This window comes from Paenibacillus sp. UMB4589-SE434 (genome assembly GCF_030226685.1).
In the GTDB taxonomy this organism is placed as follows: domain Bacteria; phylum Bacillota; class Bacilli; order Paenibacillales; family Paenibacillaceae; genus Paenibacillus_B.
Window position 1 is genome coordinate 1 of sequence record NZ_JASOYK010000014.1, and the last position, 15,318, is coordinate 15,318.

12 protein-coding genes and 1 pseudogene are annotated in these 15,318 nt (G+C 46.5%); 12 read left to right on the forward strand and 1 reads right to left on the reverse strand.

The window, feature by feature from the left end; genetic code table 11:
* Positions 1–927: 927 nt before the first annotated feature.
* From QP775_RS25110 to pssA, 7 genes are all read left to right on the forward strand, one after another.
* Positions 928–1,392, forward strand: coding sequence for a CtsR family transcriptional regulator (locus QP775_RS25110; RefSeq protein ID WP_028543475.1), 465 nt, complete (start codon positions 928–930; stop codon positions 1,390–1,392).
* 96 nt (positions 1,393–1,488) lie between these two features.
* Entirely contained in the window at positions 1,489–2,043 is a 555-nt protein-coding gene (gene mcsA, locus QP775_RS25115) for a protein-arginine kinase activator protein McsA (RefSeq protein WP_285109321.1), read from the forward strand.
* A gap of 50 nt (positions 2,044–2,093) precedes the next feature.
* Entirely contained in the window at positions 2,094–3,200 is a 1,107-nt protein-coding gene (gene mcsB, locus QP775_RS25120) for a protein-arginine kinase McsB (protein ID WP_239333636.1), read from the forward strand.
* A gap of 51 nt (positions 3,201–3,251) precedes the next feature.
* The gene (gene clpC / locus QP775_RS25125; RefSeq protein ID WP_239333634.1) at positions 3,252–5,696 is read left to right on the forward strand and encodes an ATP-dependent protease ATP-binding subunit ClpC; all 2,445 of its coding nucleotides are present in this window, start codon (positions 3,252–3,254) and stop codon (positions 5,694–5,696) included.
* A 229-nt stretch (positions 5,697–5,925) separates the two neighbouring features.
* Complete coding sequence (gene radA, locus QP775_RS25130) at positions 5,926–7,293, forward strand: DNA repair protein RadA (protein ID WP_285109322.1); 1,368 nt, start codon at positions 5,926–5,928, stop codon at positions 7,291–7,293.
* Between the two features lie 16 nt (positions 7,294–7,309).
* The gene (gene disA / locus QP775_RS25135; RefSeq protein ID WP_285109323.1) at positions 7,310–8,389 is read left to right on the forward strand and encodes a DNA integrity scanning diadenylate cyclase DisA; all 1,080 of its coding nucleotides are present in this window, start codon (positions 7,310–7,312) and stop codon (positions 8,387–8,389) included.
* A 50-nt stretch (positions 8,390–8,439) separates the two neighbouring features.
* The gene (pssA, locus tag QP775_RS25140) at positions 8,440–9,171 is read left to right on the forward strand and encodes a CDP-diacylglycerol--serine O-phosphatidyltransferase (RefSeq protein ID WP_239333630.1); all 732 of its coding nucleotides are present in this window, start codon (positions 8,440–8,442) and stop codon (positions 9,169–9,171) included.
* 94 nt (positions 9,172–9,265) lie between these two features.
* Here the strand turns inward: pssA and QP775_RS25145 are convergent, their stop codons facing one another.
* The gene (locus QP775_RS25145) at positions 9,266–9,661 is read right to left on the reverse strand and encodes a nucleoside triphosphate pyrophosphohydrolase family protein (protein ID WP_028543482.1); all 396 of its coding nucleotides are present in this window, start codon (positions 9,659–9,661) and stop codon (positions 9,266–9,268) included.
* A 220-nt stretch (positions 9,662–9,881) separates the two neighbouring features.
* Between QP775_RS25145 and QP775_RS25150 the strand changes: the two genes are divergently transcribed.
* The 5 genes and pseudogenes from QP775_RS25150 to cysE all read left to right on the forward strand — a co-directional run.
* Positions 9,882–10,967 (forward strand): PIN/TRAM domain-containing protein, encoded by a 1,086-nt coding sequence (locus tag QP775_RS25150; RefSeq protein ID WP_285109324.1) that lies wholly within the window; start codon positions 9,882–9,884, stop codon positions 10,965–10,967.
* Between the two features lie 43 nt (positions 10,968–11,010).
* Positions 11,011–11,721, forward strand: coding sequence for a 2-C-methyl-D-erythritol 4-phosphate cytidylyltransferase (ispD, locus tag QP775_RS25155; protein ID WP_239333626.1), 711 nt, complete (start codon positions 11,011–11,013; stop codon positions 11,719–11,721).
* A 184-nt stretch (positions 11,722–11,905) separates the two neighbouring features.
* Positions 11,906–12,388, forward strand: a complete 483-nt coding sequence (gene ispF / locus QP775_RS25160; protein WP_239333648.1) for a 2-C-methyl-D-erythritol 2,4-cyclodiphosphate synthase — start codon at positions 11,906–11,908, stop codon at positions 12,386–12,388.
* Between the two features lie 61 nt (positions 12,389–12,449).
* The gene (gene gltX, locus QP775_RS25165) at positions 12,450–13,910 is read left to right on the forward strand and encodes a glutamate--tRNA ligase (protein ID WP_239333624.1); all 1,461 of its coding nucleotides are present in this window, start codon (positions 12,450–12,452) and stop codon (positions 13,908–13,910) included.
* A 597-nt stretch (positions 13,911–14,507) separates the two neighbouring features.
* A pseudogene (gene cysE / locus QP775_RS25170) lies at positions 14,508–15,152 on the forward strand (serine O-acetyltransferase); the annotation flags it as partial.
* Between the last annotated feature and the right edge of the window lie 166 nt (positions 15,153–15,318).

Below are 15,318 nucleotides of genomic sequence, written 5' to 3' on the forward strand. Positions count from 1 at the left end.
GTACTTGGACCGCAGGGTCCTGGGAGAGTAGGACGTTGCCAAGCAGTAAAGCCCATTGACTTATGTCGATGGGCTTTGTTTTCTCTATTGCAGGCAATGACTTAAGTAACTATAAGTACACCGGCCACTGAGTCATCATCGTTATCTGAATATAAAACGTGATATCCACCGTGTGAATAGTGGATATTATTTGTGTTTTTATCCGTTATCCACATGTGTATAACTAATGAGATTTAATTTATATATCCATTTTAGCAGCACATAACGATGAAACCACGGCATATTGCTCCGTTTATAGGGCTGAATATTAATGTTATTAAGATAGTTGTCCACTTTTTGTCCACTGCTTGTGGAAATGTCATATGTTGTTCACAATCTCATAAGAAGTGTATCTCTTTATTCCCCCCCCAAAGAACCAATTATCCACATATATTAGTCCATTTATTTATGATTTCAAAGATTTCAAATCCAAATTATAAATGTTATCTACAAGTACCTAAGTTAAGCGTTTACGGAATAAGCGGACGCAGATCGTCAAACGGCTGAAGTTACATTTGCCTAGTTACTTGTGCACCAAGTAACACAGGCTGTTATCAAATCTGATGTCACTTCATCTAGCCTCGCTTCATATGATTAGAAAAGAAAGTTGGATCTCATTACAAGTAATACCTTAAGTGAGCGTTTCTCTAATACAATTTGATGTGTACATGTTTTCTCGTAAGGCGCCATAGTTCCGATCATTAATGATTAACGTCCTTACAGAAGAATAAAGGCTAACCAAATTTATATTTGGCAAACGGAAACCGATTTGTTATAATAAATTCAAGGTCAAAGAAAGTCAAAGTCAATAAATGATTACCAACTCCGAATAATAATACGTCAAAATTGGTTAAACCTAATATAGATGCATAGAAAGGAGGGAGTAAGTTGCGCAACATTTCGGATTTGATCGAACAGCATCTGAAAATTATGCTGTTGGACAGCCGCGAGGGCGCTGTGGAAATTCAGCGTAACGATCTTGCTCAACAATTTGCTTGCGTTCCATCACAGATTAATTACGTGATTAGCACACGGTTTACGTTAGAAAAAGGTTATGTCGTGGAAAGCAAGCGCGGTGGCGGTGGATATATTCGCATTCAACGCATTGAACTTCCGGCTCAGCATGCCATACATACGCACGTGTGTGACACGATCGGTGAATGTATTGGACAAGATCCGGCAGATGGCCTTATCTATCAACTGGAAGAAGCGAAGATTATCTCCCGACGAGAAGCAAGTTTGCTTCGTGCAGCTATGTCACGTGACAACTTAATGTTAAAACTGCCTTATCGAGACGAGCTGCGTGCGAGATTGTTGCGCGCGATGCTGGTTGCTTTGCTAGGGAAGTCATAGTTATGATGGTGACATGAAGGACACAGCGTTCATTTTTGTTATGCTCAAGTTTGAAGGTGTAAGTAAAGAATGCACCTGACTAGGAGGAACGGGACTATGATGTGTCAACAGTGCGGCCAGAAGCCCGCAACCTTACATTTTACGAAGATTATTAATGGAGAGAAGACTGAATCCCATATTTGCGAGGGATGTGCCCGTGAGAAGGGAGAATTGAATGCTGATCCCGCGCATGAGTTTTCTATTCATAATCTGCTTTCAGGATTGTTGGATTTTGACTTATCGAACGGAACGGGTAATCTCAAAAATGGAGTATATGGGTTTAAGGCAACATCTGAGGCGATGCGCTGCGACAATTGCGGCCTTACGTTTTCGCAGTTCAGCAAGATGGGTAGATTCGGTTGTGACGAGTGTTATAAGTCATTCGGTTCACGACTTGATCCGCTGCTGAAAAGAGTTCATGGCAACATTATTCATGTTGGCAAGATTCCGAAGCGTAATGGTATTGTGTTACAGCGAAAGCGTGAATTGGATGAACTACGTGAGAAGCTGCAAGAGTGTATTCGTATGGAACAATTTGAAGAGGCGGCTCAATTACGGGATCACATTCGTATGCTGGAGAAAGAACTGACCGGCGGAGCAGAAGCGCAATAATATAGAGTGGTGTTAAGAAACGTTCAGACGGGTAAGGAGGAGTAAAGCTTATGTCTAATCATTCCTTTATGAAACAGCCTGTCAGCGATTGGATGCGTGGTACAGGGCCTGACTCGGATATTGTGATTAGCAGCCGGATTCGGATTGCTCGCAACTTGCATGGGATACCGTTTCCGCTTTTGGCAACGAACCAACAGTCCGCTGAATCGCTTACTCGCTTGACTGCTGTGGCTGAGTCGCCTGATTTTGCGGAGCTAGGGCATTTTTATGTGATGAAGCTGACAGAGTTAAACGTGACGGAAAGACAAGTACTAGTCGAGAAGCATCTCATCAGTCCTAATTTGGCTAATGAATCCCGCAATGGGGGACTACTGCTGAAGGATGACGAATCGATTAGTATTATGTTAAATGAAGAGGACCATCTCCGTATTCAATGTTTGTATCCAGGTCTCCAAATACGAGAGGCATGGGAGGCTGCAAGTCAGCTAGATGATGTATTTGAAGCTAAAGTAGATTATGCTTTTGATGAGAAACGCGGCTATTTAACCAGTTGTCCAACTAATGTTGGTACAGGGATTCGTGCTTCTGTGATGATGCATCTGCCAGCTCTTGTGCTGACACAGCAAATCAATCGTATTTTGCAAGCAGTAGCGCAAGTCGGTCTTGCGGTTCGTGGCTTGTATGGGGAAGGCAGCGAGGCGATTGGGAATCTGTTTCAAATATCCAATCAGATTACGCTTGGTCAATCCGAGGAAGAAATAATCGATAACTTGTATGGTGTTGTCAAACAAATTATCGAGCATGAGAAGGCTGCGCGCGAACAATTGAGACAAGAGAACATTACACGTCTCACAGATAAAGTGTGCCGTTCCTACGGTATCTTGAAGCATGCAGCTATTATGGAGACCAAAGAAGCGGCACAGCGTCTTTCTGATATTCGTTTAGGCGCAGATCTTGGATTGTTGAAGGATGTTTCGCCTACCATGTTGAATGAATTGATGGTAATGACCCAACCTGGATTTCTGCAGCATATTTATAATAAACAAATGAATGCGGATGAACGCGATATTTACCGCGCCCGCCTCATTCGGGAGACTCTGGTAAGGAAACAGTCTACACCACGTCAATCCGACAAAAGCAAGAAGTTGCAGGAATGAACCGAGTAATAACGAATTAACAAATAATGAATCATGTGGAGGTGCAAGTCGATGATGTTCGGTAGATTTACAGAACGAGCTCAGAAAGTATTGGCATTGGCTCAGGAAGAAGCCGTGCGCTTGGGACATAACAACATTGGAACAGAGCATATTTTGCTCGGTCTGATCCGTGAAGGAGAGGGCATTGCAGCAAAAGCATTAGTCGCATTAGGTTTAGGCTTGGAGAAAATTCAAGACGAGGTCGAGTCCTTGATTGGACGCGGTCAAGAGCAGCCGACAAACATTGCTTACACACCGCGTGCCAAAAAAGTTATCGAATTGTCCATGGATGAAGCACGTAAGCTTGGTCATACTTATGTGGGAACAGAACATATTTTGCTCGGCCTTATTCGTGAGGGTGAGGGTGTGGCAGCTCGCGTATTAAACAACCTGGGCATTAGTCTAAATAAAGCACGTCAGCAAGTGCTGCAGCTGCTTGGCAGCAGTGAAGCGGTATCCAGCCATCATGGTACACCACAGAACGTGAGCACGCCAACGCTGGATGGCTTGGCACGCGATCTAACTTCGATCGCAAAAGAAGGCAACTTAGATCCTGTAATTGGGCGCAGTAAAGAAATCGAACGTGTCATTCAAGTACTGAGCCGTCGTACGAAGAATAACCCGGTACTTATTGGCGAACCTGGTGTAGGTAAGACTGCTATCGCTGAAGGACTTGCGCAGAAGATTATTCATAATGAAATTCCGGAGACATTACGAGACAAGCGAGTGATGACACTCGATATGGGTTCAGTCGTGGCAGGTACGAAATATCGCGGCGAATTCGAGGATCGATTGAAAAAAATTATGGATGAGATTCGCCAGGCTGGCAACATCATTCTCTTTATCGACGAGCTTCACACGTTGATCGGTGCAGGTGGCGCAGAAGGGGCGATTGATGCGTCCAACATTCTAAAGCCGGCGCTTGCTCGCGGAGAGCTGCAATGCATTGGGGCTACAACGCTTGATGAGTATCGCAAATATATTGAGAAGGATGCTGCGCTTGAACGTCGTTTCCAACCGATTACGGTAGATCAGCCAACTCCTGAAGAGGCCATACAGATCTTGAAGGGCTTGCGCGATCGTTATGAAGCGCATCATCGTGTGAAGATCACCGATGAATCGATTGAGCAAGCGGTTAAGCTCTCTGATCGTTATATTACGGATCGCTTCCTGCCGGATAAAGCAATCGACTTGATCGATGAGGCAAGTTCCAAAGTAAGGCTTCACACGTACACCGTACCGCCTAATCTGAAAGAGCTGGAACAGCGGCTTGAGGATATTCGCAAGGAGAAAGATGCTGCTGTGCAAAGCCAGGAGTTTGAAAAGGCGGCAGCGCTGCGTGATACGGAGCAGAAGATGCGCGAAGAACTAGAGACGTTCCGCAATCAGTGGAAAGAGAAGCAAGGACGCATGGATTCGGAGGTTACTCCAGAAGATATCGCACAAGTCGTTGCAAGCTGGACTGGTATCCCTGTCATTAAACTTAAAGAAGAAGAGACTGAGCGTCTGTTGAAGATGGAGGAGATTCTCCATGAGCGTGTGATTGGGCAGGACGAAGCGGTTAAGGCGGTTAGCCGCGCAATCCGTCGCGCACGTGCAGGGCTTAAAGATCCGAAACGTCCAATGGGCTCGTTTATTTTCCTCGGTCCTACGGGTGTAGGTAAGACGGAATTGGCGAGAGCACTTGCCGAATCGCTCTTCGGAGATGACAACGCCGTTATCCGTATTGATATGTCCGAGTATATGGAGAAACATTCGACATCACGACTTGTAGGAGCGCCTCCAGGTTATGTTGGTTATGAAGAAGGTGGCCAATTAACCGAGAAAGTTCGCCGCAAGCCATACTCGGTAGTCCTGCTGGACGAAATTGAGAAGGCTCATCCCGAAGTATTTAACATTTTACTGCAAGTGTTGGAAGACGGACGACTTACAGATTCCAAAGGGCGTGTAGTCGACTTCCGCAACACATTGATCATCTTAACGTCAAATGTGGGCGCTGAGGCGATTAAGCGCAATTCTACGCTTGGTTTTACGGCAATAGATGACAATGCGCGCGACTACAACAACATGAAAGATAAAGTAATGGTCGAGCTTAAGAAGAGCTTCCGTCCAGAGTTCTTGAACCGTATCGATGAGATTATCGTGTTCCACTCTTTGGATGAGAAACATATTTCAGAAATTGTTAGCTTGATGGCTGACGATCTCCGCAAACGTCTGAACGAGCAGGATATTCACTTCAGCTTAACGGATGAAGCGAAGAAATTCCTTGCGAAGGAAGGATATGATCCAGCTTATGGAGCGCGTCCGCTGCGTCGTGCGATCCAGAAGCATATCGAGGACAAATTGTCTGAGGAACTGCTGAGAGGTCATATTAACAAAGGTGACTATGTCACAATTGATGAGCAGGACGGCGGATTGGTCGTTCAACTGAATACAGAACCAGCTGCAACAAATTAAGCAGATGATCTGAGACGGGCCCTAATAAGGGCTCGTTTTTTTGTGCCCGCTCCTTTCCACGTCCCCTCAAAAATGGTAAACTTGAGAATATTGAGATTACGGGCAAAGTTGAGCCATCTTCTGCTACAGTCGACATCATCTGTAAACCTTAAGAACAGAGCGATATGTCTCACAGCGAGAAGCAGATGAATTCGTCCGCAGAATGAAAGGTTAGGAGTTGTCGGCTGGTATGGCCAAAGTAAAGACCAAGTTTTATTGCACGGAATGTGGTTATGAATCACCTAAGTGGATGGGGAAATGTCCGGGCTGCAATGAATGGAATACAATGGTTGAAGAGCGTGAGACGGTTGTGAAGACGGCTGGCGTACAATCATCCTTTCTCATTACGAAAGAAAAGCCGCAACCGATCATACATATAGAGAGTGGGCGTGAACCACGACTAAGCACGACGATTTCCGAACTTAATCGTGTGCTTGGCGGGGGTGTTGTCCCAGGATCCTTGATTCTGGTCGGCGGTGATCCGGGCATTGGCAAGTCAACACTGCTGCTCCAGACCTCTAATGCGATAGCCGTTAGTGGTTTGAAGGTGTTGTATGTATCAGGTGAGGAATCGATGCGCCAGACCAAGCTGCGTGCTGATCGTTTAGGGTCGTTGTCTGAACGGTTGTTTGTACTAAGTGAAACCAACTTGCTTCACATTGAAGAGGCGATAGAACAGATACAACCGGATTTCCTTGTCATAGATTCGATTCAGACTGTCTATCAACCATCGGTTGAATCAGCTCCGGGCAGTGTTGCTCAGGTTCGAGAGTGCACCAGTGCGTTTATGCGTGTAGCAAAAGGCAAAGGGATTGCAACGGTGCTTGTGGGCCATGTGACCAAGGAGGGGGCAATCGCAGGACCTCGGCTCTTGGAGCACATGGTAGACTGTGTGCTTTATTTTGAAGGGGAACGGCATCATTCCTATCGCATATTGCGCGCAGTGAAGAATCGCTTTGGTTCAACCAACGAAATGGGCATATTCGAGATGACCGAAGGTGGGCTGGTTGAAGTCAAGAACCCGTCCGAGCTGTTCTTGCAGGAGCGTCCATTAGGTGTATCAGGCTCTACTGTTGTAGCGAGCCTTGAGGGGACACGTCCAGTACTAGTGGAGATGCAGGCGCTGGTCGCTGCCACGAATTTCCCATCACCGCGCCGAACAGCGACAGGTATCGATCATCATCGTCTAGCCCTGATTATCGCCGTGCTTGAGAAGCGGATGGGCATGTTCTTGCAGAATCAGGATGCTTATGTCAATGTAGCGGGTGGCATGCGTCTGGATGAACCAGCGGTTGATCTGGCGATTGCGGTTGCCATTGCATCGAGCTTTCGGGATATGCCGACACAGCCGTTTGATGTAGTTATTGGCGAAGTGGGATTGACAGGCGAGGTACGGGCAGTATCCCGAGCCGAGCAGCGTGTTAAGGAAGCAGAGAAACTTGGTTTTAAGCGAATTATTATGCCTGAGAATAGTCTTCGAGGCTGGACACAGCCTAAACATATTGAGATCATTGGAGTTAATACAGTTGCGGAAGCATTAACAGCGGCGTTAGGTTAGGGGGCATAGATATAGAATGAAAGACAGTCAAAGTCAGCTCGACATTATGAATGATTTATTAAAGCTGGTTGCTCCGGGCACTGCTTTTCGCGAGGGATTAGAGAACGTTCTTCGCGCAAAGACTGGAGCGCTGCTCGTAGTTGGTTACAGTCCGGAAGTAATGGAGGTTGTTGACGGCGGATTCTCCATTAATTGCGATTTTACGCCAAGCTATTTATATGAATTAGCTAAAATGGACGGCGCCATTATTTTGAGCGAAGACATGAAGCGGATTTTGTACGCTAACACGCAGCTGATTCCGGATTCCTCGATTCCATCCATCGAGACAGGTATCAGACATCGTACGGCAGAGCGAGTAGCGAAGCAGACGGGAAAGCTGGTCGTGTCTATATCCCAGCGCCGGAATGTGATCACGCTGTATCAGGGCAGTCTAAGATATGCGCTCAAAGAGATGGGCGTTATTTTGACAAAAGCAAATCAAGCCATTCAGACACTGGAGAAATACAAAGCGGTGCTGGTTCAAGGTTTGACTAATCTAACCGCTTCCGAGTTCGAGGAACTGGTCACATTAGTAGATGTCGTGAATGTTGTGCAACGTACAGAGATGGTATTACGTATTAAGTTAGAGATCAAACGTTATATTAACGAACTTGGAACCGAAGGGCGCCTGATTAGCATGCAGCTCGAAGAGCTCGTCAGCAATACGGAGGACGACGCATGGCTTCTGCTTAAAGACTATGCGCGCGACTCTAGTGACGAGAAGATCCGCGACATTCTTGCCCAACTGAAGAAGTGTACGGCTGATGAACTGCTGGATACGCATCATCTGATTCGTATACTTGGATACCCCGCAACCAGCACGGCTCAAGATGAGTCGATCTCACCGCGAGGTTATCGCGTGCTGAACAAGCTCCCGCGCTTGCCTAATATTGTCATCCATAATTTAGTGGACACCTTCAGCTCTTTACCGCAGGTCATGATGGCCACTATTGAGGAACTGGATGAGGTAGATGGAATTGGAGAAGTTCGGGCCCGTACGATTAAAGAAGGGCTGAAGCGAATTCAGGAGCAAGTGTTCATTGACAGGCAGATTTAGTGTACCTAAAATGAAAACACGTTGGGCATAGTAAAATTAGAGGTGAACCTATGATTACAAAGTCCATTCCGAACCTGTTTACCATTGGTAACTTGTTTCTCGGAATCATATCCATCATGCTTGCGTTTAACGATGAGGTCAACCTTGCTGCCCTCATGGTTATTATTGCAATGCTGTTGGATGGTTTAGATGGAAGTGTCGCTCGTGCGCTTAACGTGCAGAGTGAATTCGGCAAAGAATTGGATTCATTATCGGATGTTATTTCGTTTGGAGTTGCTCCGGCATTTGTTATGTATGTGTGTGCATTTAGTGAATTGAACCCTGCGCTTGCATGGGTTGTAACGGCTATTTTCCCGATCTGTGGAGCGTTGCGTCTTGCGCGGTTTAATGTTATCGAAGGAATCCCTGGCTACTTTGTAGGTCTTCCGATTCCAGCAGCTGGTGGTGTGGTATGTACGCTTGCTTTGTTCCATAAGAGTATTGCTGCGCCATATTTGATCGTAGCCATGCTGCTCGTATCCTATTTAATGGTTAGTACTGTTCGCTATCCGAATTTCAAGAAGCATGGCATTCCGAAGAAAGCCATTTGGATTACACCATTTGTTATTGCTGGTGCGGTAGCTATTGCATTGTGGAAGCCGGAGCAGACACCTAAGCTTATATTCGTGCCGCTCGTCTTGTACGCGTTGCTCGGCTTAAAAAAAAACGTTAGAATGCTGAATCGCCGTCGCAAAAAGACGGTGGAAGCGGATGATTGGACGCAACGCAAGCATTCTTCTTAGGAACTCTGATTAATACAATAACAGTGTCCCTTACTTAAAAAGCACCTGTTCCGAGGAACAGGTGCTTTTTGCATTGAACTGCTATATTAGCGAATTAAGACAGGTTAAAAACTCCCAAAGTTGAACATTTGCTGGACTCTTGCTTTACAACCTCGTCCAGGCGAATATCAAGCAGATTACAAAGCGCGGACATATAGAACAAATGCTTGCCCAGTTCCGCACGGATGACGTCTTTGCAATTCTCGCATAGATGGCCTTGCAGATGGCTCTCTAGGCTGTGCTTGGCCTGATCAAGATCCATCTCTGGCTGGTAGGGCTGGCGCTTTGCATGAACCTCCAAACATCCGCATTCTGTGATTGCTTTGGTGACGGCACGATTAACAGAAGAGTCCGACTGTCCGCATTTGGAGAGAACGTCTAACAGACTCCGGTGTCTTAGTAATAGGTCGGCAACTTGGTCTTGAAACGTTTGCAAATTAGGAGTGCTCATTTCAAATCCACCTCTATTCTTGAAATGGTGCAGCGATGATGTTCACCGCACTTGAACGCTCTTCTTTAAAATAACCACGTGCATCCGTATTCATTATAAAACTAATAATTCCCATATATCAACCTGCATGAAAAGGAAAAAACGTTTCCGTACGGATTAGACCGTCACTCCTTGGGCCATAATTGTAAAGATAAGACAATAATCAAGGAGGTGGACGTTTATGTTCAGACGCACATTTACGGTGCTGGCTGGAATTTTAGGGGCATGGTGCGGCATGGAAGTGCACGCTGCCCTGTATGCCAGAACGATGGAATGGTCATCCGCCGTGAACGGTTGGACGTCAGGTCGGATATGGTGGGCTCTTGGAGGCGCTGTAGCAGCAATGGTTCTATGTCATTCACTTGCTACACCTGCAGCACGGTTATGGAACATATGGCGCACTCGAATTACGGAGATGTCCCCTGCACAACTCATTATACACACAAGTGGACTCTTAATCGGTCTTTGCTTTTCTGCGCTGCTTATGCCTTTATTAAGCCACTTTGGACTTATCGGTCAATTGGTAGCCGTTCTTTGTACGACGGGGTGTGGCATTATAGGCGTACAGATTGCCCACTGGAAGCAGGAAGAAGTGCTGGAGTGGATGCAGTTATGGAAGCAACCTAAAGCAGAAGAAAACAACACGAGCCTCGGTTTCGAAGAGCATAAAATCATGGACACGAGTGTTATTATTGACGGTCGTATTGCAGACATCTGCAAGACGGGATTTATTGAAGGAACCATCGTTATACCTGAGTTTGTGCTGGAAGAGCTGCAGCATATCGCAGATTCTTCTGATTTGCTCAAGCGCAATCGCGGTCGGCGGGGACTGGATATCTTAAATAAAATTCAAAAGGAACTGGAAGTAAAAGTGCTAATATACGAAGGTGACTTTGATGAAATATCTGAGGTAGACAGCAAGCTGGTGAAGCTGGCCAAACTGTTAAAGGGTAAAGTCGTAACCAACGACTATAACTTAAACAAAGTGTGCGAGCTACAAGGTGTATCTGTCTTAAATATTAACGATCTGGCCAATGCTGTCAAGCCAGTTGTACTACCGGGCGAAGAGATCGTCGTACAAGTGATCAAGGATGGTAAGGAGCATGGTCAGGGTGTAGCCTATTTGGATGACGGGACGATGATCGTTGTGGAAGGCGGTAGAGAGTACATCGGTACCACGATGGAAGTGCTTGTAACTAGCGTATTGCAGACGTCCGCGGGCCGTATGATATTTGCCAAGCCGAAACTGTTGGAAAAAGCCCAATAAACAGGTATGATGGGTGTATTACCATCATGGAGGGTTAGCAGAGATGGAGCAGCAATTCGGTGTTATCGTTGTAGCGGCAGGTAAGGGTACTCGTATGGGAATGCAGGAGAGCAAGCAGTACTTGCTGCTGCAGGACAAGCCAGTATTGATACATACGCTGGAACGATTTGAAGCTATGGAGCAATGTGCATCCATCGCTCTGGTAACAGGCAGACACGATTTGGAGCGCTGCCGCATTTGGGTGGAACAGTATCATTTAACTAAAGTACTTGATATTGTGCCTGGCGGGAAAGAACGTCAGCATTCTGTATATGAAGGACTGAAGGCGATCCAAGCGCGAGGCCTGAATATTGTGCTTATACATGATGGGGTTAGACCCTTTGTAGAGGCAGAACAGGTACTTGCTGTTGGAGAAGCGGCAATTACATATGGAGCGGCTGTGCTAGCCGTACCCGTTAAAGATACGATTAAGCAAGTCAATGCGAATGGTGTCATTACAGCAACTCCTGACCGAAGCAGCTTGTGGGCGATTCAGACCCCACAGGCTTTTCGTCTTGAAGATGTGATGCGTGCCCATGACGAAGCGGGTAAAGCGGGACGTATCGGTACTGATGATGCTATGCTTGTTGAGCAGATCGGCATTGAAGTGCATATCGTTGAAGGCAGCTACTCCAATATTAAGCTGACGACACCAGAAGACCTGGCATGGGCTGATTGGTGGCTGAGCAGGAGCAATGAGCCAGCACAAGCATGACAAGGCTGGATAAGAGCTATCAGTCTGATGTGAGTGATGGACAAGACTGATGTATGTAATGGGCAAGGTGACAAGATGAAGCACAAAGATCTAAGCTAATTGGAATGGTGATTGGAATTGTGATTGGAAGTCGGATATGGTGGAGTCATGGGATTTTACTTAACAGATGGGAGCGGAGAACAACATGATCCGAGTAGGGCAAGGGTTTGATGTACACCAGTTGGTGGAGGGACGTCCGTGTATTATTGGCGGCGTGACGATTCCATACGAGAAAGGACTGTTGGGTCACTCAGATGCGGACGTGCTGATGCATACCATCAGCGATGCTGTCCTTGGTGCGCTTGGCTTAGGCGATATCGGCAAGCACTTTCCGGATACAGATCCAGCTTTCAAAGATGCGGACAGTGTTAAACTAATGGAGCATGTCTGGCGGATGGCTGTTGATCGTGGGTATAAACTCGGTAATCTGGATTGTACGATTATTGCACAGCAGCCCAAGATGCTGCCACACATACCCGCGATGGTGGATAATATTGCACGAGTGTTGGAGGCTGAAGCTTCCCAGATTAATGTCAAGGCGACAACGACAGAAAAGCTGGGTTTTACAGGTCGTGGCGAGGGAATTGCCGCACAAGCGGTTGTCTGCTTAATTCGTAATATGGTATGATAACGGGATGAATATAGGCTTATACAAGCCGATAAAAGGCATAGTTCGGAGGGACAAAACCATGAGTAAAGACATCCGAGTACGGTATGCGCCAAGTCCAACAGGACATTTACATATTGGTAACGCGCGCACCGCGTTATTTAACTATTTGTTTGCGCGCCACCATGGAGGAAAGTTTATCGTACGTATCGAGGATACGGACATAAAGCGTAATGTGGCAGGCGGAGAAGAGAGCCAGTTCAAATACATGAAATGGCTTGGCATCGAGTGGGATGAAAGTATTGATGTTGGGGGTGAATTTGGGCCCTATCGTCAGACGGAACGACTTGATATTTATAATCAGCATGCGCAAGACCTTATGGAACGCGGGCTTGCTTACAAGTGTTATTGTACGGAAGCGGAGTTGGAGAAGGAGCGCGAGGAACAGACGGAACGTGGTGAGACACCTAAGTATGCGGGAACTTGCCGTCACCTGACACCAGAGCAGCAAGCTGCTAAAGCAGCGGAAGGTCGTCAGGCAAGCGTGCGTTTCCTTGTGCCGACGGGACGTTCGTATACGTTTGATGATATCGTCAAGGGTGATATCACTTTTGAATCGGATACGACTGGTGATTGGGTCATCGTTAAAAAGGACGGTATCGCAACTTATAACTTCGCTGTAGTCATCGACGATTATTTGATGAAGATGTCCCATGTACTGCGTGGAGAAGATCATATTACTAACACGCTGCGCCAGTTGATGATTTATGAAGCGTTTGGCTGGGATGCACCGAAGTTCGGACATATGACGCTTATCGTCAACGAGAACCGCAAGAAGCTGAGCAAGCGCGACGAATCCATTATTCAATTTATTGAGCAGTATGATCAATTGGGTTATCTTCCTGAGGCTATGTGCAACTTTATTGCACTGCTTGGCTGGTCGCCTGAGGGAGAAGAGGAGATGTTCTCCCGTGATGAACTGATCCGCATTTTTGATGAGAACCGCTTGTCTAAGAGTCCTGCTGTATTTGATACGAATAAGCTGACTCATCTGAACAATTTGTACATGAAGAAAGCAGATCCTGACCGGATTGCGGCGATGTCGATCCCACATCTGCAGAAGGCGGGCCGTTTGCCAGCCTCATTAAGCGATGAACAACAAGCTTGGGCCCATGCTCTGGTTAAGCTGTATCAGGAGCAAATGAATTGTGCATCCGACATTGTGGAGCTTTCCGATCTGTTCTTCCGTGAAGAGTTAACATTAGATGAGGAAGCATCCGCAGTTCTGGCTGAAGAGCAAGTTCCGACTGTGCTGGCTGCCCTTCATACGAAGCTTGCAGCAGCTTCTGATTGGGATGTAGATACAGTCAAAGGCGCTATTAAAGAAGTACAGAAAGAAACAGGTGCGAAGGGCAAAGGATTGTTCATGCCAGTTCGTGTGGCAGTTTCAGGACAGATGCATGGTCGCGATCTGAATGAAACTATCGTTCTACTGGGACGCGAGACTGTGCTGCGCCGATTAAGCAATCGCCTGCAAGCGTAACGTTCTTACCAGATTAGCCGTGTGATCGTAACACAATAAATGGGCGGCTCGGTTTATTTTACAGAAGAAGTATTATTGTCAATATCAGGTGTCTTCCAGTATACTGGTCATAACCAATGTAAATTAGAATTAACTAGAGACTTTTCGACAACAGATTCACATAGCAACCAATCAGTACTATATGCAACAGCGTTGAACGGGAGAGCGTATTTGCAGATAGGCGTGCACAGAGAGGACTGCCGATGAAGCGGGTGCAACGACACCATGACTTCGGGGCTGCAAGCAGTTCCATGCCTCGCGATACGCACTGCGCCCGGAAGCTTCATTCTTGAGTGTAGAATATGCAGATTGTATATTTTTCAGGTAGAGAATGACGAGTCGTTTACGTTATAGAACGATAAAGTGGAGCAATACAGCAGTAATGTTACGTTAGGCAAAGAGGTATTCCTTTATGCATTAACTCTCGTTACGTTGGCATTCGTATTGTTCAAGCAGAGTGGGACCGCGCATGGCGTCTCTGCAGCATAACGCTGCGGGGGCGCCATTTTTTGTCATGAGGCGGACTTTCAATTATGAACGGTTCGGGAGGAATAGGCCATGGGACGTATACTGCAACAGATGCGATCCGATATTCGAACGGTATTTGAAAATGATCCCGCGGCACGCAGTCGATTTGAAGTCATCTTTACCTATTCCGGTTTGCATGCGATATGGGGACATCGAGTGGCCCATTGGTTCTTCAAGCGGAGATGGTATACCGTAGCCCGCACAATAGCTCAAGTAAGTCGATTTATGACAGGCATCGAGATTCATCCAGGCGCCACTATCGGCCAACGCCTGTTTATTGATCATGGTATGGGGGTGGTCATTGGCGAGACTTGCGAAATTGGAGATGACGTTGTCATCTATCAAGGTGTTACTCTCGGTGGGACTGGTAAAGAAAAGGGCAAGCGACACCCTACCATTGGCAATAACGTCGTAATTGCATCCGGCGCCAAGGTGCTTGGTTCTTTTAGCATTGGAGATAATACAAGTATTGGAGCCAATTCAGTTGTACTGCGTGAAGTACCAGGCAATTGTACCGTTGTAGGTATTCCAGGCCGGATCGTCAAGCAGGATGGCGTGCGTATTGATCGTTTGAATCATGCTCAGCTCCCTGACCCGGTCGTTGATATGTTCCGTGTGCTGCAGGGGCAGATCGATAAGCTGGAGCAGGAAGTTCAGCATCTACGATCGCAGACAATCGAGACCCTCACTAACTCGGCAGATGAGGCGTATAGTGAAGGCAATGTTAATTGGGATAAAGAAAATGGTCAGGCAGAGGAAAAAGGTAGCCCAGATAAAGAAGGACGTACGGATAATGCTCAAAGTAGAGATGAAGAAGAACGACAAGATAAAGATAAGGATA

Coding starts and splice junctions, on each gene's coding strand:
- mcsA (WP_285109321.1), top strand. CDS start 1,489: ATGATGTGTCAACAGTGCGGCCAGAAGCCCGCAACCTTACATTTTACG.
- mcsB (WP_239333636.1), top strand. CDS start 2,094: ATGTCTAATCATTCCTTTATGAAACAGCCTGTCAGCGATTGGATGCGT.
- clpC (WP_239333634.1), top strand. CDS start 3,252: ATGATGTTCGGTAGATTTACAGAACGAGCTCAGAAAGTATTGGCATTG.
- radA (WP_285109322.1), top strand. CDS start 5,926: ATGGCCAAAGTAAAGACCAAGTTTTATTGCACGGAATGTGGTTATGAA.
- disA (WP_285109323.1), top strand. CDS start 7,310: ATGAAAGACAGTCAAAGTCAGCTCGACATTATGAATGATTTATTAAAG.
- pssA (WP_239333630.1), top strand. CDS start 8,440: ATGATTACAAAGTCCATTCCGAACCTGTTTACCATTGGTAACTTGTTT.
- QP775_RS25145 (WP_028543482.1), bottom strand. CDS start 9,661: ATGAGCACTCCTAATTTGCAAACGTTTCAAGACCAAGTTGCCGACCTA.
- QP775_RS25150 (WP_285109324.1), top strand. CDS start 9,882: ATGTTCAGACGCACATTTACGGTGCTGGCTGGAATTTTAGGGGCATGG.
- ispD (WP_239333626.1), top strand. CDS start 11,011: ATGGAGCAGCAATTCGGTGTTATCGTTGTAGCGGCAGGTAAGGGTACT.
- ispF (WP_239333648.1), top strand. CDS start 11,906: ATGATCCGAGTAGGGCAAGGGTTTGATGTACACCAGTTGGTGGAGGGA.
- gltX (WP_239333624.1), top strand. CDS start 12,450: ATGAGTAAAGACATCCGAGTACGGTATGCGCCAAGTCCAACAGGACAT.